Genomic DNA, 18,429 nt, shown 5'->3' with positions numbered 1-18,429 from the left:
TCTGCCATCAACCGAACCACACGCGAAACAGCGTCGACCGCCCCGGGGCGGCCGGCGCTTTTTCGTGTTTTGAATCATAAGGAAAAGGGACAGCGCATGTTCAACAAGATCCTGATTGCCAACCGGGGCGAAATCGCCTGCCGCGTGATCAAGACCGCCCGCAAGATGGGCATCAAGACCGTGGCCATCTATTCGGATGCCGACAAGAACGCCCTGCATGTCGAAATGGCGGACGAGGCGGTGCATATCGGCCCGCCCCCGGCGAACCAGTCCTATATCGTGATCGACAAGGTGATGGCGGCGATCAAGGGCTCGGGCGCCGAGGCGGTGCACCCCGGCTATGGTTTCCTGTCCGAGAACGCGAAATTCGCCGAGGCGCTGGAAGCGGCGGGCGTCGCCTTTGTCGGCCCGCCGGTGAAGGCGATCGAGGCGATGGGCGACAAGATCACCAGCAAGAAGATCGCGCAAGAGGCCGGCGTCAGCACCGTTCCGGGTTACATGGGCCTGATCGACAGCGCCGATGACGCGGTGCGGATTTCGGGCGAAATCGGCTATCCGGTGATGATCAAGGCCAGCGCCGGCGGCGGCGGCAAGGGGATGCGCATCGCCTGGAACGACGAGGAATGCCGCGAGGGGTTCCAAAGCTCGAAAAACGAGGCGGCGAACTCTTTCGGGGATGACCGTATCTTCATCGAAAAATTCGTGACGCAACCCCGCCATATCGAGATCCAGGTGCTGTGCGACGGCCACGGCAACGGCGTCTACCTTGGGGAGCGCGAATGCTCGATCCAGCGCCGCAACCAGAAGGTGATCGAAGAGGCGCCCAGCCCCTTCCTGGACGAGGCGACCCGCCGCGCGATGGGCGAGCAGGCCGTGGCGCTGGCCAAGGCGGTGGGCTATGCCAGCGCGGGCACGGTGGAATTCATCGTCGATGGCGACAAGAATTTCTATTTCCTCGAAATGAACACCCGCCTTCAGGTGGAACACCCGGTGACCGAGCTGATCACCGGCGTCGATCTTGTGGAACAGATGATCCGCGTCGCGGCGGGCGAAAAGCTGTCGATCACGCAGGACGATGTGCAACTGAACGGCTGGGCGCTGGAAAGCCGTCTTTACGCCGAAGACCCCTATCGCAACTTCCTGCCCTCGATCGGCCGTCTGACGCGCTATCGCCCGCCGATGGAGGTGGCCGCCGGCCCGCTGCTGGATACGGCCAAGTGGCAGGGCGATGCGCCTGCCGGCGAAACGGCCGTGCGCAACGATACCGGCGTCTACGAGGGCGGCGAGATCAGCATGTATTACGACCCGATGATCGCCAAGCTCTGCACCTGGGCGCCCACCCGCGCCGAGGCGCTGGAGGCGATGCGCGTCGCGCTCGACCGGTTCGAGGTCGAAGGGATCGGGCATAACCTGCCGTTCCTGAGCGCGGTGATGGACCACCCGAAATTCGTGTCGGGCGACATGACCACGGCCTTCATCGCCGAGGAATATCCCGACGGGTTCGAAGGGGTCGGGCTGTCCGAGGACGCGCTGCGCCGCATCGCGACCTGTTGTGCGGCGATGCATCGCGTGGCCGAAATCCGCCGCGCCCGCGTGTCGGGCCGGATGGACAACCACGAACGCCATGTGGGCGAGGACTGGAATGTCAGCCTTCAGGGCCAGTCCTACGACCTGAAGATCGCCGCCGACCGCGACGGCGCGACGATCACCTTTGCCGACGGCAACAGCCACCGCGTGACCGGCGACTGGACGCCGGGCGACCAGATCGCCGACATGCAGGTGGACGGGGTCGCGCTGGTGATGAAGGTCGGCAAGATCTCGGGCGGGTTCCGCATCCGCAGCCGGGGCGCCGATCTCAAGGTGCATGTGCGCACGCCGCGCCAGGCCGAGCTGGCCCGCCTGATGCCCGAGAAACTGCCGCCCGACACCTCGAAGCTGCTGCTTTGTCCGATGCCCGGCCTGATCGTGAAGGTCGATGTGGAAGAGGGTCAGGAGGTGCAGGAGGGGCAGGCGCTGTGCACCGTCGAGGCGATGAAGATGGAAAACATCCTGCGCGCCGAGCGCAAGGGCGTCGTCGCCAGGATCAACGCGGGCCCGGGCGACAGCCTGGCGGTGGACGATGTGATCATGGAGTTCGAATAACCCCCATGACCCTGCGCGCCGTAACCATACGGAAAGGGGTTTTGCCCCATGCTGCGCCCCGAACCTGGTTCGGGGGCGATCCGCATGGCGTTCATGGCGCGTATCTGGACGATGACACTGGCGCTGGCCGCGCTTGCGGCCTGCGCGCTGGACGAACCGGGCAGCGCGCGCAGCTATGTGGCGGGCTGGACCTGGCCGGCGGAGGGCACCTATTTCTCGTCGACGCGGGCCTGCACGGTCGCGGTGTTCCAGCTGGATATGGCCGCGCTGCGCCCCGCCGCGCGACGGGTCTACGACCTGCGGCAGGGGATCGCGCTGTTGCGGCAGGGCCGTGCCGTGGCCTTTGCCGACACGCGGACCAGCCCCGACGCGGTGGCGCAGGGGGTGATGTCGGCGGATCTGCATACCGGGTTGGGGATGCTGGCCAGCGTGACGGGCGCCCGCGCCTGCATGAGCGACGCGGTGGCGCGCGGCGTGCAGCGCCTGTTGACGGCGCAGGGGGCGGTCACGGTCTACGATCCGGGGGAAAACGCCGTCGTTTTTCTGGATTTCGGATCGCGCCTTGCGGTGTTCCTGCGCGCGGGCAGCTAGTTCAGCCTGCCTCGCGGCTGTTCATCTCGCGGATTTCCTGCTGCCGGATCGGCATCTTGTCGATCGAGCGGGTGATCTCGCGCACGTCCCAGGGCAGCGGCTTGCGGATGCGCGACACGCCGTCCTTGCTGATGATGACCAGCGAAAACCCGCGCGGATTCAATTCGCGCCGCAGCGGCGAACGCGCCTCGGGGCTGGTATCGGTCAGCACCACCACATCGCGATACAGCAGCGGCCCGGGGTCCTGGCGCAGCAGCCGCATCTGTTCGACATATCGCGGGTCGTTGGGGCTGTCGGCAAAGACGATGACCGGCCGTGAAACCCACAGGAATTGGCTCAATTCCACCCCTTCCGAGGACAGAAGCGGCAGTTCGGGCGCTGTATCGGCGGCCTCCTGCGCCGTGGCGGGCAGGGCGAAAAATAGTGCGATCCCAAGGGCTAAGACGTGTTTCATGCGAACTCCTGTCTGCCAAGATATAGGAAGGCGCCGGGGGGATGCGAATAGGTTTTTCGTGAAACTTCGGCCAAATGCGCCCTTTAAGCCCCTGGTCACGGAGCGGCAGGGATGATGGCGACCGCTGTCATATCCCGCCGCCCGCTTTGGCAGGTGGCCCTCAACCGGGTGCGCAAGGCCATGGACGTCATTCTGCATCTCGGGGCGCATCGCACTGCCTCGACCAGTTTTCAGACCTACCTGCGCGACAATGCCGCAGCGCTGGCGGGGCAGGGCATCGCGGTCTGGGACCCGCGCCGCACCCGCAACGGGCTGTTTGCCGGTATCTGGCCCGGACAGCTGCCGCAGCCCCTGACCGGCGGGCCGCTTCGGGCCGGGGGGCGGATCGCGCTGGCGCTGGAGGCCGAGGTCGCCAGGGGCACCCGCCAGTTGATCGTGTCGGATGAGAATATCATCGGCACGCCGCGCGCCGGTATCCGTGCCGGCCGCCTCTACCCCGCCGCGGGGGAGCGCGTGGCACGCCTGGCCGCGGCGTTCGGGGGCAACCTGTCGCGCGCGGTTCTGTCGGTCCGCTGCCCGGATGCCTACTGGGCCTCGCTCATTGCGATGACGGCGGCGCGCGGCCACCCGCTGCCGGGGCCGCATCGCCTGCAGGCGCTGACGGACAGCGCGCGCGGCTGGCGCGAGGTGATCGCAGATATCGCCTGCGCGCTGCCCGGCCTGCCGCTGTACGTGATGCCGCACGAGGTTTATGGCGCCGTGCCGGAGCGCCGTTTCGCGCGGATGATGCCGCTGGCGGACGCGCCCGCCGCCCATGCCCGCCAGCGCCTGAATGCAGCCCCCCGCCTGCCGCAGCTGCGCGCCGCGCTGGCCGATGCGGGGCGCGATGCGCGGCACCTGGCCGCGGGCGACGGCCCTTTCGCCCCGTTCAGCGGCGCGCAATCCGCGCAACTGCGACAGCGATATGCCGGCGATCTGGCCTGGCTGGCCGCCGGGGCCGATGGCCTGGCCACATTGATGACCGAGAAAACGCCCGGACCAGAGGGGATAACCCCCGATCCGGGCCAAACAGAAAGAGGACACGCACATGACCACCAAGGACGAGTGGCGCAAGCTGGCTGAAAAGGAACTCCGCGGCCGCCCGCTGGAGGATCTGACCTGGAACACGCTGGAAGGTATCGGGGTTCAGCCGCTCTATACCGCCGAGGATGTCGAGGGCCTGCCGCATATGGGCAGCCTGCCGGGGTTCGGCCCGTTCACCCGTGGTGTCAAGGCCACGATGTATGCCGGCCGGCCCTGGACGATCCGGCAATATGCCGGCTTTTCCACCGCCGAGGAATCGAACGCCTTTTATCGCAAGGCGCTTGCCGCCGGGCAGCAGGGCGTTTCCGTCGCCTTCGACCTGGCCACCCATCGCGGCTATGACAGCGACCACCCCCGCGTGCTGGGCGACGTGGGCAAGGCGGGCGTGGCCATCGACAGCGTCGAGGACATGAAGATCCTGTTCGACGGCATCCCGCTGGACCAGGTCTCGGTCTCGATGACGATGAACGGCGCGGTGATCCCGATCCTGGCCAGTTTCATCGTCACGGGCGAAGAGCAGGGCCATGACAGATCGCTGCTGTCGGGCACGATCCAGAACGACATCCTCAAGGAGTTCATGGTCCGCAACACCTATATCTACCCGCCCGAGCCGTCGATGCGGATCATTTCCGACATCATCGGCTATACCTCGGACAACATGCCGAAATTCAACAGTATTTCGATCTCCGGCTACCACATGCAGGAGGCCGGCGCGAACCTTGTGCAGGAGCTGGCCTATACCCTGGCGGACGGGCGCGAATACGTGCGCGCCGCGATCGAGGCGGGGATGGACGTGGACAAGTTCGCCGGGCGGCTGTCGTTCTTTTTCGCCATCGGCATGAATTTCTTCATGGAGGCGGCCAAGCTGCGCGCCGCGCGCACGCTGTGGCACCGGGTGATGACGGATTTCGACGCCCGGAACGAGCGGTCCAAGATGCTGCGCACCCACTGCCAGACCTCGGGCGTGTCGCTGCAGGAGCAGGACCCTTACAACAACGTGATCCGCACCGCCTACGAGGCGATGAGCGCGGTGCTGGGCGGCACCCAGTCGCTGCACACCAACGCGCTGGACGAGGCGATCGCCCTGCCGACCGAATTCTCGGCCCGGATCGCGCGCAACACCCAGCTGATCCTGCAGGAGGAAACCGGCGTGACCAACGTGGTCGATCCGCTGGCGGGCTCTTACTATGTCGAGGCGCTGACCGCCGAACTGGTCGAAAAGGCCTGGGCGCTGATGGAAGAGGTCGAGGAAATGGGTGGCATGACCAAGGCCGTGGCCAGTGGTATGCCCAAGCTGCGGATCGAGGAATCGGCCGCCACACGGCAGGCCAGGATCGACCGCGGCGAAGAGGTGATCGTCGGCGTCAACAAGTACCGCAAGGACAAGGAAGACCCGATCGACATCCTGGATATCGACAACGTCAAGGTGCGCGAAAGCCAGATCGCGCGGTTGGAGAAGGTCCGCGACAGCCGGGACGAGGCCGCCTGCCGGGCTGCGCTCGATGAACTGACCCGCCGCGCGAAAGAGGGCGGCAACCTGTTGGACGCGGCGGTCGAGGCCGCGCGCGCACGTGCATCCGTGGGGGAAATCAGCATGGCGATGGAAAAGGAATTCGGCCGCCACCGCGCCGAGGTGAAAACGCTGGCCGGTGTCTATGGCGCCGCCTACGAGGGCGACGAGGGCTTTGCCGCGATCCAGAAGGCGGTCGACGATTTCGCCGAGGAAGAAGGCCGCCGCCCGCGTATGCTGGTGGTCAAGATGGGGCAGGACGGCCATGACCGGGGCGCCAAGGTGATCGCCACCGCCTTTGCCGATATCGGTTTCGACGTGGATGTGGGCCCGCTGTTCCAGACCCCGGAAGAGGCCGCGCAGGACGCCATCGACAACGATGTGCATGTGGTGGGCATCTCGTCCCAGGCGGCGGGCCACAAGACGCTGGCGCCGCAACTGATCGACGCGCTGCGCGAAAAGGATGCCGGCGACATCATCGTGATCTGCGGCGGGGTGATCCCGCAGCAGGATTACGAGTTCCTGAAAAAGGCCGGGGTCAAGGCGATCTTTGGCCCGGGCACCAACATCCCCGAGGCCGCGCAGGGCATCCTGCGCCTGATCCGCGAGGCGCGCGGCTGACCGCGGCGGCGGTTTCGCCGCTGCAAGGTTCCGGGCGCGCGCAGTTGTTGCCGCGCGCCCGCCACACCCAGAGGATTGACCGGAACACCGTCCGCCAATAGCCTGAAAAGACGGTTATAACCCGGTCCCGCGACCGGACAGTGCAAAGGGTCCCGCCATGAAAATCACCTCGGTTCTTGCCGCCACCGCCGTCACGATGGCCATTGCCGCCCCGGCCTCGGCCATGGATGCCAGGCTCTTTCCCTACGACAGCCGGGAAAACCATTGCCCAAGCGGGTTGCAGCCGGTCGTGTGGGAGGGGGTGATCTCTTGCGGTGTCCCGAACCAGACGATCAGCCATGCGCAGATGCAGGCGCACCCGGCGGGATATCGCAAGGCGGTCAGGCGCAGCGATCGCCGGCTGGTCTGCCCGGCCGGCGAAAAGGGCTGCTTTTACGAATAAGCCATGACAGGGCGCGCGCCGGCGCAAGGGCTGCGCGCCCCGCCATCTGGTCGCGTGATCAAATCAGGGTAAGGTCGCTTGCCATCATGCGACCGTCCCGGCCCTCTTTCAGTTCAAAGCCGACCTTCTGGTTGTCGGCAAGCCCGGTCAGGCCCGACCGTTCCACGGCCGAAATATGTACGAAAACGTCTTTTCCACCCTCGTCAGGCGCAATGAAACCGTATCCCTTGGTGGTATTGAACCATTTCACGGTGCCGGTAGGCATGTCCCGTGTCTCCTTTTGCTTCTTCCCTGTTCAACCCGGATCGTCCGGGCCATGCATAGCGATATTCAGCCGCCCGGCATCATGCCGGAGCAGTCGCTGAAACACGTTTTGCACCGATCAGGATTGCACCAGTTTTGTAAAATACAAGCAAAACCTGAGTCGGTTTTGCCCGGCAGGTCATCGGAAATTTTCCCTCACGAAAGGATGCAGAGATGCGCATATACGGTCTGAAAAATTGCGATACATGTCGCAAGGCGTTGAAATCGTTGCCGGATGCGGAACTGGTGGATATCCGCGCAACGCCGATGCCCGCCGCGCTGCTGGCGCGCGCGCATGCGCGGTTTGGTGCCGAACTGGTAAACCGCCGCTCGACCACCTGGCGAAATCTTGGGCAGTCCGAACGCGACCGGCCCGAGCTTGAGCTGCTGGCCGACCACCCCAGCCTGATGAAGCGGCCGCTGATTGAAACCGGCGACGGCAGCCTCTATCTCGGCTGGGGCAAGGATGTTCAGGCGGCGCTGATGTAACGCGCAGCCGGAAAGGCGGGATATGCGTAACGCGGCACTGGTTCTGGGTATCATCGGCGGGCTGTTCGCCATGCTGGTGGGGTTTTTCAGCTTCGGCTATACCGAGGCCGCCGCCCGCTATGCCGAGGTCGAGGACATCTTCGGCCCCATCGCCAACCGCGAGCTGATCCGCGCGGTCAGCTTTGCCGCGCCGCTGCTCGCCATCGCCGGGGGCGCGATGGCCAAGGTGCGGGCGCTGTGGGGCGGGGCGCTGATGCTGGTCGCGGCGGCGGGGCTTTACGTCGCCTTCGGTTTCAACGTCTTCACGATGTTCCCGCTGGGCTTTTGCCTGCTGGGCGGGATTCTGGCGATTGCGGCCGGGAAACCGGACGAGCCGAAGGCGCATTTCTGAACAAGACCGTATCCAGCGACAGACCGCCGGCGCCCTTGATCGCCGGCACGAGCAGCAGGAAAATCCACAGCGCGCGCTGGTCCAGGATCACGCCGTCCGGCATCCTGTCGAACCACGCGCCCAGCGTTTGCGCGTGGGCGATACCGCCATGCCCGTAAAGATCGGTCAGACTCTGCACGAGGATGAAGCCGATCATTCCCAGCGCCGCCGCGCGGGTGAACAGCCCCAGCAGCACCAGCGCCGGCAGCAGGAATTCCGCCCAGGTGCCCGCCAGCACGACAAGGCTGTGCCATGCCGAAAGCTGGCTTATGTCATAGCCTGCAGCCTCCATCGCGCGGGGAAAGATCTGCGCATAGGCCCCGACCGGAGGCTGGAACAACCCCGTCAGGCCATCGCCCAGCTTGGTCAGCCCCGAGGCCCAGAAATAGGGCAGCAGGATCGCCGCGAACAGGACCCGCGCCAGCAGTGGCAACCCGGCGTCCAGCCGCGCCAGCGGCATGGTCAGGCGGGTGTAGAGCGTCAGGATGGCCGTCATTGCCGTTCCTCCGGTTGGCAAAGCGCGTCATGCGCCAGAAGCAGGCCCAGCAGCGCACCGGGATCGAAATCCGGTGCGGCCCGTGCGCCCAGTTCGGTGGCCTTGCCCAGCGGCTCGCCCGCCTGCAACGCGCGCAGAAAGGCATGACCGCCCGCCGGCAGGGTGACGGGTTCGGGGTCGAACCCGCGGCGCAGCACCGCCACATCCTGCCCACCGCCCGCAGGCTTTGGCGCATCGTCGCGTATCGCAAAGGCCCGGATCGCGCTGACCGGCCAGTCGCTGCGCAGCAGGCGCACCGAGGGGGCAGGCGCCAGCCGGGTGTGTTCCAGCCGTTCAGGCGGGATCGCGGCCAGCGCGTCGGGCGTCAGGGCCACGTGATCGGCGGCGTGATAGCTGTCGCGCAGCGCAAGCTCCAGCCGCGCCACATCGGGCAGGTAGGGGATATGCGCCAGCGCCCCGAGCTTGGCCAGGAACGCGGGAAAGCCCTGTCCGTAATACATCATCAGGGGCGAGGCAGGGGGATGACCGGCGGCAAAGCGGCGCGCGACATGGCGGAAATTTTCCGGCCCGATCAGGCTGCGGAGGGCGGGAAAGCCGGTTTCCAGCGCCGCGATCAGCGATACCGCCACGTTGTTGCGATAGACATCGAACCGCCGCCCGGCGGGACGACCCGCGCCATCGGTCACGCCATCGGGCGCGGGCCGGGCCGCATCGCGCAGCGCGGGCAGGAAATCGGCGACCAGCCCGGTCATGCCGCCACCCGCGCCAGCGCCGCGGCGGCGCGGGCGGCTTCGGCCTCCAGCACCGGCCAGTCGGGCACGTCGGTGTCCCATTCGATCAGCACCGGGCGCGGACCCGACAGGGCAAGGGTGTGATCCAGCAGCGCCCAGACCGGATCGGCCACTTCGGCCCCGTGGCTGTCGATCAGCAGGGGCGCGCCGTGATCGTCGTGATCCTCGTCATGGCCGCCCAGGTGGATCTCACCGACCGCGTCCAGCGCGAAATCCCCGACATAGCGGCGCGGATCGTAGCCCAGGTTGGTGGCCGACACGAAGACGTTGTTCACGTCCAGCAGCAGCCCGCAGCCGGTGCGCCGGGCGATCTCGGCCAGGAAGGCGGGTTCGTCCCAACTCGACTCGGCGAAGGCAAGGTAGGACGAGGGGTTTTCCAGCAACATTCGCCGGCCCAGCACCTCTTGCAGCTCGTCGATATGGGCGCAGACGCGGGCCAGCGTGGCATTGGTATAGGGCAAGGGCAGCAGGTCGTTGAAAAACGCGCTGTCATGGGTCGACCATGCCAGGTGTTCGGAAAAGCTGGCGGGGTTCAGCCAGCCGCATAACTGGCGCAGCCGCGCAAGGTGATCGGGGTCGAGCCGTCCCTCGCCCCCGATGGACAGACCGACACCGTGGACGGATACGGGAAACCGCTCGGACAATTGCCGCAGCTGCGCGATGGGGCGCCCGCCGGCGCCCATGTAATTCTCGGCATGGATTTCCAGCCAGCCGACCGCGCCGGGGTCGTCCAGGATCGCGGCGAAATGCTGCGGCTTGTAGCCGATGCCGGGCTTGGCGGGCAGGGGGACGTGCGGGGTATCGAACATCTGGAAATCCTCCGGCAGGCAAGGCGGGACGGAGGGCGCGGGCCCTCCATCCCCGGGGCGCGCATCAGGTTTGCGGCAGGTCGCGGTCCAGCGGTTCAAGGCTGCCCATGCGGTCGCCGGGCAGGTCGATCCCGGTGCAGGTGCCCGCATCGACCAGCGACCAGGCATTGCCCTGGTAATCGACGGTCGAGGTGCCGGCGCAGGTGGTGCCGGGGCCGGCGGCGCAATCGTTCTGGCCTGCCAGGCTGACGCCGAAGCATTTTTCCTTTTCCATCGCGCTGGCGGCGGTGCCGTGGGCGGCGATGGCGCTGGCGACGGCGCCCACGAGGGCGGCGGTTTTCAGGGTGGTCGACATGGGTTCTCTCCCTATCTGGATGTCTTGACAAGCCACCGGAGCGGTGGTGCTGAAAGGCTGCCAGCAGGGGGGCGTCACAGGCCACTCACAGGGCCGTGCATCACGGCCGCGTCACGCTGCGTGATGCGGTTCGGGAAACAGAATTGTCCGAAATCAAAGGCTTACCGCCAGGCATGACGAGGCCCGCCGGCAATGTTACCGACGGGCCGCGACGGAATGGCACGGTTTGTTACAAAAGATCGGGCGCGGTTGCCTCTTTGGCAAGCGTGCTCACGATCTCATCCAGCGATGTTACAGAAGTCTTCTGCTCACCCAGCCGCCGGACGGATACGGTGCGTTCCTCGATCTCTTTCATGCCGCAGGCCAGGATCACCGGCACCTTGCCGACCGAATGTTCGCGGATCTTGTAGTTGATCTTTTCGTTGCGCAAATCGGCCTCGGCCCGGATGCCCGCGGCGTTCAGCGCGGCCACCACTTCGCGGCAATAATCATCCGCGTCCGACACGATGGATGCCACGACCACCTGGCGCGGGGCCAGCCAGAAGGGCAACTTGCCCTCCCAGTTCTCGATCAGGATGCCGATGAAGCGTTCGAACGAACCAAGGCAGGCACGGTGCAGCATGAACGGGCGGTGGCGTTCGCCATCGGCCCCGATATAGCTGGCGCCCAGCCGTTCGGGCAGGTTCGGATCGACCTGGAAGGTGCCGCATTGCCAGACCCGGCCGATCGCGTCGGTCAGGTAGAAATCCAGCTTGGGCCCGTAGAACGCACCGTCGCCCGGCTCCAGCGTATAGTCGCGCCCGACCGCCTTGATCGCGTTTTCCAGCGCGCCCTCGACGTAATCCCAGCTTTCGTCGGTGCCCACCCGCTTTTCGGGGCGGGTGGCGAAACGGATCTCGAACTCGGGGAACCCAAGCTCGCGATAGACATCGGCGAGGAAGTCGATGAAGCGCGCGCATTCCTGCTGGATCTGGTCCTCGGTGCAGAAGATATGCGCGTCGTCCTGGGTAAAGCCGCGCACCCGCATGATGCCGTGCAGCGCGCCCGAGGGTTCGAACCGCGCACAGGATCCGAATTCGGCCAGCCGCAGCGGCAGGTCGCGATAGGATTTCAGGCCCTGGTTATAGACCTGCACGTGGCACGGGCAGTTCATCGGCTTCAGCGCGTTGATCCGGGTCTGGTCCTTGTTCTTCGCGCTGGCGTCGTCGTTTTCACCGTCGCGGCTTTCGTCGACCTCGACGATGAACATGTGGTGCTGGTATTTCTCCCAGTGGCCCGAGGCCTCCCACAGCTTGCGGTCGACGACCTGCGGGGTGTTGATCTCGTTATAGCCGCCGGCGCGTTGCTTGCGGCGCATGTAATCCTGCAGCGTGGTGTAGATCGTCCAGCCGTTGGGGTGCCAGAACACCTGTCCGGGGGCCTCTTCCTGCATGTGGAACAGGTCCATCTCGCGGCCCAGCTTTCGGTGGTCGCGCTTGGCGGCCTCTTCCAGCATGTGCAGATGCGCCTTGAGCTGTTCCTTGTTCTGGAACGCCACGCCATAGATCCGCTGCAGCATCTGGCGGCTGCTGTCGCCGCGCCAATAGGCGCCCGCGACGCTCATCAGCTTGAAGGCGTCCGCCGGCACCTGGCCGGTATGCTGCAAATGCGGGCCGCGGCACAGGTCCTGCCAGTGGCCGTGCCAGTACATGCGGATCGGATCGCTGCCGGGGATCGCCTCGATCAGCTCGACCTTGTAGGGCTCGTTATTGGCCTCGTAATACTTGATGGCGCGGTCGCGTTCCCAGACCTCGGTGGTGACGGGATCGCGCTTGTTGATGATCTCGCGCATCTTCTTTTCGATGGCGCCCAGATCCTCGGGGGTAAAGGGCTCGTCCCGGTCGAAATCGTAATACCAGCCGTTCTCGATCACCGGGCCGATCGTGACCTTCACGTCGGGCCAGATCTCCTGCACGGCGCGCGCCATGATATGCGCAAGGTCGTGGCGGATCAGCTCCAGCGCGGGGGCGGTATCCTGCATGGTGTTGATGGCGATGGTGGCATCGGCGTCGATCGGCCATTGCAGATCCCAGTGCCGGCCGTTCACGGTGGCGCTGATGGCCTTTTTCGAAAGCGACTTGGAAATATCGGCGGCCACTTCGGCGGGGGTGATCCCGGCGTCGACTGCGCGCGAATTGCCATCGGGGAAGGTGAGGGTGATCTGTGCCATACGGTTGGCTCCTCGTCGGTTTGGCGCCCACGGAACGCCCGGTTGCGGGTTATGGTGTGGGCTGCTTCTGCCGCGCTGCCGGGGCAAAGTCAAGCGGGCCGGGCCCCGCGGGCGTGCGAAGGGGGCTCTGCCCCCGCCGCCCGTTCCGGGCGTCCCCCCGGAGTATTTGCCGGAACGATGAAGCGGGGGTGTGCCGCTGCGGCGGGGGCCGGGCAGTCGGTGATTGCACCCGCTGCCTGCCCGTGCAGTATGGGGCGAAAATGGAGGGTAACACATGCCGGAAACCGACTGGGCGCGCCTGAAGGCGCATGAGCTGCGCAGGCTGGCCGAGGATAACGCGGTGGTGATCCTGCCCGTCGCCTCGATCGAGCAGCACGGGCCGCACCTGCCGACGATGACCGACACAAGGCTGGGATACGAGATCGCCCACCGCGCGGCGCGCATCGCCTGGGGCACCCGGCCCGTCGTGGTGGCGCCGGTGGTCTGGTCGGGGCTGAGCGAGCATCACATGCCCTTCGGCGGCACGCTGACCGTCAGCCACGCCACGTTCCGCGCAATCCTGACCGACCTGATCGACTCGCTGGTGCGGCTGGGGTTCCACGATATCGTGATCTCCAACAGCCACGGCGGCAATATCGTCGCCTGCCAGCAGATCATCGACGAACTCGCCCCGCAGGTGGACGCCACGCTGGTCTTCGTCACCTACCCGATGGAGGCAGCCGGGGCCTATGGCGAAATCCTCGAGGACCAGGACCAGATCATGCATGCGGGCGAGGGCGAGACATCCATGATGATGGCCTGCGAGGGCGATCTGGTCGACACATCCGGGCTGGCGGATATCGCGCAGATGGGCCGCGACAGCGGTGCCAGTTTCCTCAAGGCCGGCAAGACGGGCTATCGCTGGCGGCCCTTCACCCAGATGACGGCCAACGGGCTGGCGGGGAACCCGGCGCGGTCCAGCGCGGACAAGGGCGAGCGGCTGTTGCAGGCCGGGGCCGAGGCGGTGGCGGCGCTGATTACCGACCCCGCGACGTGGGAAGCGCCGCGGGATCTGCGCGGTGCCGGTACGCAGGGCGTGGATTTTCGCAAAGAGTGAGACGATGACCGGACCGAGCTATCTGACGACGCCGCAGGGACGGCGCATCGCCTATCACAAGACCGAGGGCCACGGGCCGGGCGTGGTGTTCCTGGGCGGGTTCAAATCCGACATGGAGGGCACCAAGGCCCTGCACCTGGAAGACTGGGCGCGCGCGGCGGGCCGGGCCTTCCTGCGCTTCGACTATTCCGGCCACGGCCAGAGCAGCGGCGCATTCGAGGACGGGTGCATCGGCGACTGGGCCGCGGATGCGATGGCGGTCATCGCCGAGCTGACCGAGGCACCGCAGATCCTTGTCGGCTCGTCCATGGGCGGATGGATTTCGCTGCTGGTCTGCCGCGACATGCCGGAACGGGTGGCCGGCCTTGTCACCATCGCCGCCGCCCCCGATTTCACCGAGGATTCGATGTGGGCGGGGTTCGACGACGCGCAGCGCGCCGCGCTGTCGCGCGACGGGCGGGTGGAGCTGCCCAGCGAGTATTCGGACGAGCCCTATGTCATCACCCAAAGGCTGATCGAGGACGGGCGCGACCGGCTGGTCCTGCGCGACGCGCTGCCCCTGCCGTTCCCGGTGCGGTTCCTGCAGGGCACGGCGGACGAGGATGTGGAGATGTCGGTGGCGCTGCGGCTGCTGGATCACGCGCAGGGACCGGACATGCGGCTGACGCTGGTCGACGGGGCGGATCACCGCTTTTCCGACAGCGATTGCCTGGGGCTGATCGTGCAGTCCATCGGCGAGGTGACGGCGCGGGTGGGCGGCGCATGACGATGGCCGAGCCGCTGGTTTTCCTGCCGGGGATGATGTGCGACGCGCGCCTGTTCGAGCCGCAGCTTACCGCGCTGTCGCGCGAGCGGCCGGTGATGGTTGCCCCGGTCAGCGGCGGCGAGCGGATCGAGGAAATCGCCAGCGGCCTGCTGGATGCGCTGCCGCGCAAATTCGCGCTGGCGGGGCTGAGCATGGGCGGGATCGTGGCGATGGAGATCCTGCGCCGCGCGCCCGACCGGGTGGCGCGCATCGCGCTGATGGACACCAACCCGCTGGCGGAAACCCCGCAAAGCGCCAGCGCCTACGAGCCGCTGCTGATCAAGGCGCGCGCCGGGCGGCTGGACGAGGCGCTGCGCGACATGATGCGCCCCGACTACCTTGCGCCCGGGCCGGGGCGGATGGAGGTGATGAACCGCTTTCTGGGCATGGCCGCGGATCACGGCCCCGAGGTGTTCACCCGCCAGGTTCGCGCGCTGCAACGCCGCCGCGACCAGCAGCCGACGCTGCGCCGCTGCAAGGTGCCCGCGCTGGTGCTGTGCGGCGCGCATGACGGGCTGACGCCGCCCAAGCGCCACAGCTTCATGGCCGAGCTGATCCCCTATGCCGGGCTTGCGATCATCGACGAGGCCGGTCACCTGCCGACGCTGGAAAACCCCGAGGCGGTGACCGGGGCGCTGCGCGGCTGGCTGGCGCAGCCCTTCGTGCTGCAATGAGCGGCGACCTGGCGGGCTATGGGCCGGTTGTGCCCTTCGGCATGGCGATGCCGCGCTGGCCCGCCCGTGCGCCGCGAAAGGCTGCCGGGCTGAGCGTTGCGCCCGACCTGGCGGCTGCGTTGCGCGCCGCCGGTCTGCGGGACGGGCAGGCGCTGTCCTTTCATCACCACCTGCGCAACGGCGACGCGGTGCTGAACGCCACGCTCGACGCGGCAGAGGCGCTGGGCGCCGGCGATCTGACGCTGTGCCCTAGTTCGGTCTTTCCGGTCCATGCGCCGATGGCCGCTCATATGGCGCGGGGCACGGTGACGGGGTTGCGCACCGGCTATGTCTCGGGGCCGGTGGCGCGGGCGCTGGGGCAGGGGGCGCTGGCGAAACCGGCGGTCCTGACAACGCATGGCGGGCGTGCGCGCGACGTGGAAAGCGGCCGGGCCGCGCCCGATATCGCGGTGATCGCGGCGGCGATGGCCGACCGCGCGGGCAACCTGACCGGGTTGCTGGGGGACGAGGCATTCGGGCCGATGGGCTATGCCGAGCCCGACGCCGCCCATGCGCGCCACGTGATCGCGGTGACCGATTGCCTGGTCGATGCGTTGCCGGTCGCGCCTGCGATACCGGGCCACCGGGTCGATCAGATCGTCGTGTTGCCGCGCATCGGCGCGGCGGCGGGGATCGTGTCGGGCACCACGCAGATCACGCGAGACCCCGGGGGGCTGCGCATCGCCGACATGGCCACGCGGCTGATCGCCGCCGCAGGCGCGGTGCGCGACGGGATCAATTTCCAGACCGGGGCGGGCGCGGTGTCGCTGGCGGTTGCGGCGCGGCTGGGCGCGTCGATGCGCGAGGCGGGCGTGACCGGGGGCTTTGCCTGCGGCGGCATCACCGCGCCGCTGGTCGAGCTGCACCGCGCCGGGCTGTTCCCGGTGCTGCGCGACGTGCAATGCTTCGACCTTGCCGGGGTCGACAGCCTGCGCGACGATCCCGGCCACAGCGACATGTCGGCCAGCGACTACGCCCATCCCGACCGGCCTGATGCCGTGGTGAACGCGCTGGACGTGGTGATCCTTGGCGCGGCCGAGGTGGATCTGGATTTCAACGTGAACGTCACGACCGGCAGCGATGGCGCCATCCTTGGCGGCTCGGGCGGACATGCCGATTGCGCGGCGGGGGCGGGCCTGACCATCATCGTGACGCGCCGGGCGGCACGCGGGTTCAGCCGGATCGTCGACCGCGTCGCCTGCCGCACCACGCCGGGCCGCGACATCGACGCGGTGGTGACCGAGGCGGGCATCGCCATCAACCCCGCCCGGGCCGGGCTGGCCGACCGCGCCCGCGCCGCCGGCCTGCCCGTGCTGACGCTGGAAAAGATGCGCGCGGGCCTGCCCCTGCCGCCCCCGCCGGTCACGGACGGGCCGGTGGTGGCGGTTTGCGAATACCGCGACGGCAGCGTGATCGACCTTGTGCGGGGCCACGATGGCGGGTGACTGGCGCAAGACCCTGCGGCGCACGCGCCAGCGCACCCAGATCTGGGCGCGCCGGCATATTCCGCCGGGCCTGCGGCTGGTTGTCGGGCTGCTGGTGATGACGGGCGGCGTGTTCGGCTTCCTGCCGGTGGTGGGCTTCTGGATGATCCCGCTGGGGCTGGCCATAGCGGCGCTGGACGTTGTGCCGCTGTGGCGCTGGCTGCGCGGCCGCTGGAAGTAGCGGCCGTGACGCCGGTGCGGGCGCTGCCCCCACGCCCCCGGGATATTGCCAGAGAGAGGAAGGGGCAGGGTGCGCGCGCCTGACCGGCCGGGGTTACCGGGCGGCGGCGTTGCGGTTCGCGGGCTTGCCGCTGTTGGCGTTCATGAAGTTCAGCACCAGCGGGCGGATGTTGTTGCGCCAGCTTTTGCCCGCGAAGATGCCGTAATGGCCCGCGCCGGGCTCCACATGGCTGGCCTTCATGCTGTCGGGCAGGCCGGTGCACAGGCCAAGCGCCGCGACGCATTGGCCGGGGGCCGAGATGTCGTCATTCGCGCCCTCGACCGTCTTGACCGCGACCCGGGTGATCTTGCCGATATCCACCGGCTTGCCGGCGACGGTAAAGACGTTGCGCGCGATCTCGCGGTTCTTGAAGATGCGCTCGACCGTGGACAGGTAGAATTCGGCGGTCATGTCCATCACGGCAAGGTATTCGTCGTAAAACCGGTTATGCGCGTCGTGGTCCGAGGCATCCCCCCGCATCACGCGGGAAATCTGGTCCTGGAACGCCTTGGAGTGGCGGTCGGCATTCATCGACATGAACGAGGCAAGCTGCAGCAGGCCGGGATAGACCATGCGCCCGACGCCCTTGTAGTTGAAGCCGACGCGCTGGATCATCATCTCCTCGAGCTGGCCCATGGTCACGCGGTTGCCGAAATCGGTCACGTCGGTGGGGGTGGCATCAGGGTCGATCGGCCCGCCGATCAGGGTCAGGGTGTTCGGCTGGGCGTCGGGCTCTTCCTCGGCCAGGTAGGCGGTGGCTGCCAGCGTCAGCGGCGCGGGCTGGCACACGGCGATGACATGGGTGTCGGGGCCGAGGTGTTTCATGAAATCGACAAGGTAGAGCGTGTAATCCTCGACATCGAACTTGCCCTCGGATGCCGGGATGTCGCGCGCGTTATGCCAGTCGGTGATATAGACCTCGTTATTCACGATCAGCGACTGCACGGTGGACCGCAGCAGGGTCGCGTAATGCCCCGACATCGGGGCAACCAGCAGGATCTTGCGCGGCTGTTCGCTGCGGCCCACGACATCGAAATGGATCAGGTCGCCAAAGGGTTTCTCGACCACCGTTTCGATATTGACCAGGTGGTCCTTGCCGTCCTCGCAGGTGACGGTGCGGATACCCCAGTCGGGCTTGACCACCATGCGCTGGAATGTGCGTTCGGTCACTTCGCCCCAGGCGGCCATCCATTGCAGCGCGGGGTTTGGCACCATGCTGAAAACCGGGTAGGATGCGAAAGACAGGGCGGAGGCACCCAACCATTGGTTCGTATTGCGCATCGTTTCCATGATATCATATGTGGCCAGGTAACGCATATGCGGTTTCTCCGTGTTGCGGGCATTTCGCCCGTTATCAGTGGTCGCTTCCGCCGCAGGCAGATGGCG

At 67.0% G+C, this 18,429-nt stretch carries 20 protein-coding genes; 12 read left to right on the top strand and 8 right to left on the bottom strand.

Going from position 1 to position 18,429, the window contains the following annotated elements; all coding sequences use genetic code 11:
- Positions 1 to 96 precede the first annotated feature (96 nt).
- Both F3H87_RS10490 and F3H87_RS10485 read left to right on the top strand, forming a co-directional pair.
- The gene (locus F3H87_RS10490; RefSeq protein WP_149788793.1) at positions 97 to 2,142 is read left to right on the top strand and encodes an acetyl-CoA carboxylase biotin carboxylase subunit; all 2,046 of its coding nucleotides are present in this window, start codon (positions 97 to 99) and stop codon (positions 2,140 to 2,142) included.
- 48 nt (positions 2,143 to 2,190) lie between these two features.
- Positions 2,191 to 2,733: a hypothetical protein gene (locus F3H87_RS10485; protein WP_149788794.1), complete on the top strand. Its 543-nt coding sequence runs from the start codon at positions 2,191 to 2,193 to the stop codon at positions 2,731 to 2,733.
- A 1-nt stretch (position 2,734) separates the two neighbouring features.
- Here F3H87_RS10485 and F3H87_RS10480 read toward each other — a convergent pair whose 3' ends face one another.
- Positions 2,735 to 3,187 (bottom strand): DUF4174 domain-containing protein, encoded by a 453-nt coding sequence (locus F3H87_RS10480; RefSeq protein ID WP_149788795.1) that lies wholly within the window; start codon positions 3,185 to 3,187, stop codon positions 2,735 to 2,737.
- 111 nt (positions 3,188 to 3,298) lie between these two features.
- Between F3H87_RS10480 and F3H87_RS10475 the strand changes: the two genes are divergently transcribed.
- From F3H87_RS10475 to F3H87_RS10465, 3 genes are all read left to right on the top strand, one after another.
- Positions 3,299 to 4,309 (top strand): hypothetical protein, encoded by a 1,011-nt coding sequence (locus tag F3H87_RS10475; protein WP_223228026.1) that lies wholly within the window; start codon positions 3,299 to 3,301, stop codon positions 4,307 to 4,309.
- Positions 4,275 to 6,401 (top strand): methylmalonyl-CoA mutase, encoded by a 2,127-nt coding sequence (scpA, locus tag F3H87_RS10470; protein ID WP_149788796.1) that lies wholly within the window; start codon positions 4,275 to 4,277, stop codon positions 6,399 to 6,401. The genes F3H87_RS10475 and scpA overlap by 35 nt, the downstream gene beginning before the upstream one ends.
- Before the next feature lie 157 nt (positions 6,402 to 6,558).
- Positions 6,559 to 6,843, top strand: a complete 285-nt coding sequence (locus F3H87_RS10465; protein WP_149788797.1) for a hypothetical protein — start codon at positions 6,559 to 6,561, stop codon at positions 6,841 to 6,843.
- Between the two features lie 58 nt (positions 6,844 to 6,901).
- Here F3H87_RS10465 and F3H87_RS10460 read toward each other — a convergent pair whose 3' ends face one another.
- Positions 6,902 to 7,108 (bottom strand): cold-shock protein, encoded by a 207-nt coding sequence (locus F3H87_RS10460; protein ID WP_149788798.1) that lies wholly within the window; start codon positions 7,106 to 7,108, stop codon positions 6,902 to 6,904.
- Positions 7,109 to 7,320: 212 nt separating this feature from the next.
- On the opposite strand from F3H87_RS10460, the gene F3H87_RS10455 reads away from it, so the two are divergent.
- Complete coding sequence (locus F3H87_RS10455; protein ID WP_149788799.1) at positions 7,321 to 7,635, top strand: arsenate reductase family protein; 315 nt, start codon at positions 7,321 to 7,323, stop codon at positions 7,633 to 7,635.
- Between the two features lie 22 nt (positions 7,636 to 7,657).
- Positions 7,658 to 8,026 carry a hypothetical protein gene (locus F3H87_RS10450; protein ID WP_149788800.1) on the top strand — a complete coding sequence of 123 codons (369 nt, stop codon included), beginning with the start codon at positions 7,658 to 7,660 and terminating at the stop codon, positions 8,024 to 8,026.
- Here the strand turns inward: F3H87_RS10450 and F3H87_RS10445 are convergent.
- The 5 genes from F3H87_RS10445 to thrS all read right to left on the bottom strand — a co-directional run bounded on the left by F3H87_RS10445 (position 7,938) and on the right by thrS (position 12,725).
- A complete protein-coding gene (locus F3H87_RS10445) occupies positions 7,938 to 8,561 on the bottom strand; it encodes a DoxX family protein (RefSeq protein WP_149788801.1) in 624 nt (207 codons plus the stop codon). The genes F3H87_RS10450 and F3H87_RS10445 overlap by 89 nt on opposite strands.
- Positions 8,558 to 9,313: an HvfC/BufC N-terminal domain-containing protein gene (locus F3H87_RS10440; RefSeq protein ID WP_149788802.1), complete on the bottom strand. Its 756-nt coding sequence runs from the start codon at positions 9,311 to 9,313 to the stop codon at positions 8,558 to 8,560. The genes F3H87_RS10445 and F3H87_RS10440 overlap by 4 nt, the downstream gene beginning before the upstream one ends.
- A complete protein-coding gene (bufB, locus tag F3H87_RS10435) occupies positions 9,310 to 10,161 on the bottom strand; it encodes an MNIO family bufferin maturase (protein WP_149788803.1) in 852 nt (283 codons plus the stop codon). The genes F3H87_RS10440 and bufB overlap by 4 nt, the downstream gene beginning before the upstream one ends.
- Positions 10,162 to 10,225: 64 nt before the next feature.
- Positions 10,226 to 10,516 carry a BufA1 family periplasmic bufferin-type metallophore gene (locus F3H87_RS10430; RefSeq protein ID WP_149788804.1) on the bottom strand — a complete coding sequence of 97 codons (291 nt, stop codon included), beginning with the start codon at positions 10,514 to 10,516 and terminating at the stop codon, positions 10,226 to 10,228.
- Between the two features lie 229 nt (positions 10,517 to 10,745).
- Positions 10,746 to 12,725, bottom strand: a complete 1,980-nt coding sequence (gene thrS, locus F3H87_RS10425) for a threonine--tRNA ligase (protein ID WP_149788805.1) — start codon at positions 12,723 to 12,725, stop codon at positions 10,746 to 10,748.
- Between the two features lie 274 nt (positions 12,726 to 12,999).
- On the opposite strand from thrS, the gene F3H87_RS10420 reads away from it, so the two are divergent.
- Genes F3H87_RS10420 through F3H87_RS10400 form a run of 5 tightly spaced genes read left to right on the top strand, consistent with a single transcriptional unit; the run spans position 13,000 to position 17,004 of the window.
- Entirely contained in the window at positions 13,000 to 13,821 is an 822-nt protein-coding gene (locus F3H87_RS10420; protein ID WP_149788806.1) for a creatininase family protein, read from the top strand.
- A 4-nt stretch (positions 13,822 to 13,825) separates the two neighbouring features.
- A complete protein-coding gene (locus F3H87_RS10415; protein WP_149788807.1) occupies positions 13,826 to 14,587 on the top strand; it encodes an alpha/beta fold hydrolase in 762 nt (253 codons plus the stop codon).
- 2 nt (positions 14,588 to 14,589) lie between these two features.
- Positions 14,590 to 15,300 carry an alpha/beta fold hydrolase gene (locus F3H87_RS10410; protein ID WP_149788976.1) on the top strand — a complete coding sequence of 237 codons (711 nt, stop codon included), beginning with the start codon at positions 14,590 to 14,592 and terminating at the stop codon, positions 15,298 to 15,300.
- Entirely contained in the window at positions 15,297 to 16,784 is a 1,488-nt protein-coding gene (locus tag F3H87_RS10405; protein ID WP_149788808.1) for a citrate lyase subunit alpha, read from the top strand. The genes F3H87_RS10410 and F3H87_RS10405 overlap by 4 nt, the downstream gene beginning before the upstream one ends.
- Entirely contained in the window at positions 16,774 to 17,004 is a 231-nt protein-coding gene (locus F3H87_RS10400; RefSeq protein ID WP_149788809.1) for a hypothetical protein, read from the top strand. Before F3H87_RS10405 ends, F3H87_RS10400 begins: the two co-directional genes overlap by 11 nt.
- Positions 17,005 to 17,097: 93 nt before the next feature.
- On the opposite strand, the gene phaZ is transcribed toward F3H87_RS10400, so the two are convergent.
- Positions 17,098 to 18,360, bottom strand: a complete 1,263-nt coding sequence (gene phaZ / locus F3H87_RS10395) for a polyhydroxyalkanoate depolymerase (protein WP_149788810.1) — start codon at positions 18,358 to 18,360, stop codon at positions 17,098 to 17,100.
- Positions 18,361 to 18,429: the final 69 nt, after the last annotated feature.

The organism is Lutimaribacter pacificus (assembly GCF_900142185.1).
GTDB classification, from domain to species: Bacteria; Pseudomonadota; Alphaproteobacteria; order Rhodobacterales; family Rhodobacteraceae; genus Lutimaribacter; species Lutimaribacter pacificus.
This window is presented reverse-complemented; position numbering and strand designations above follow the sequence as displayed.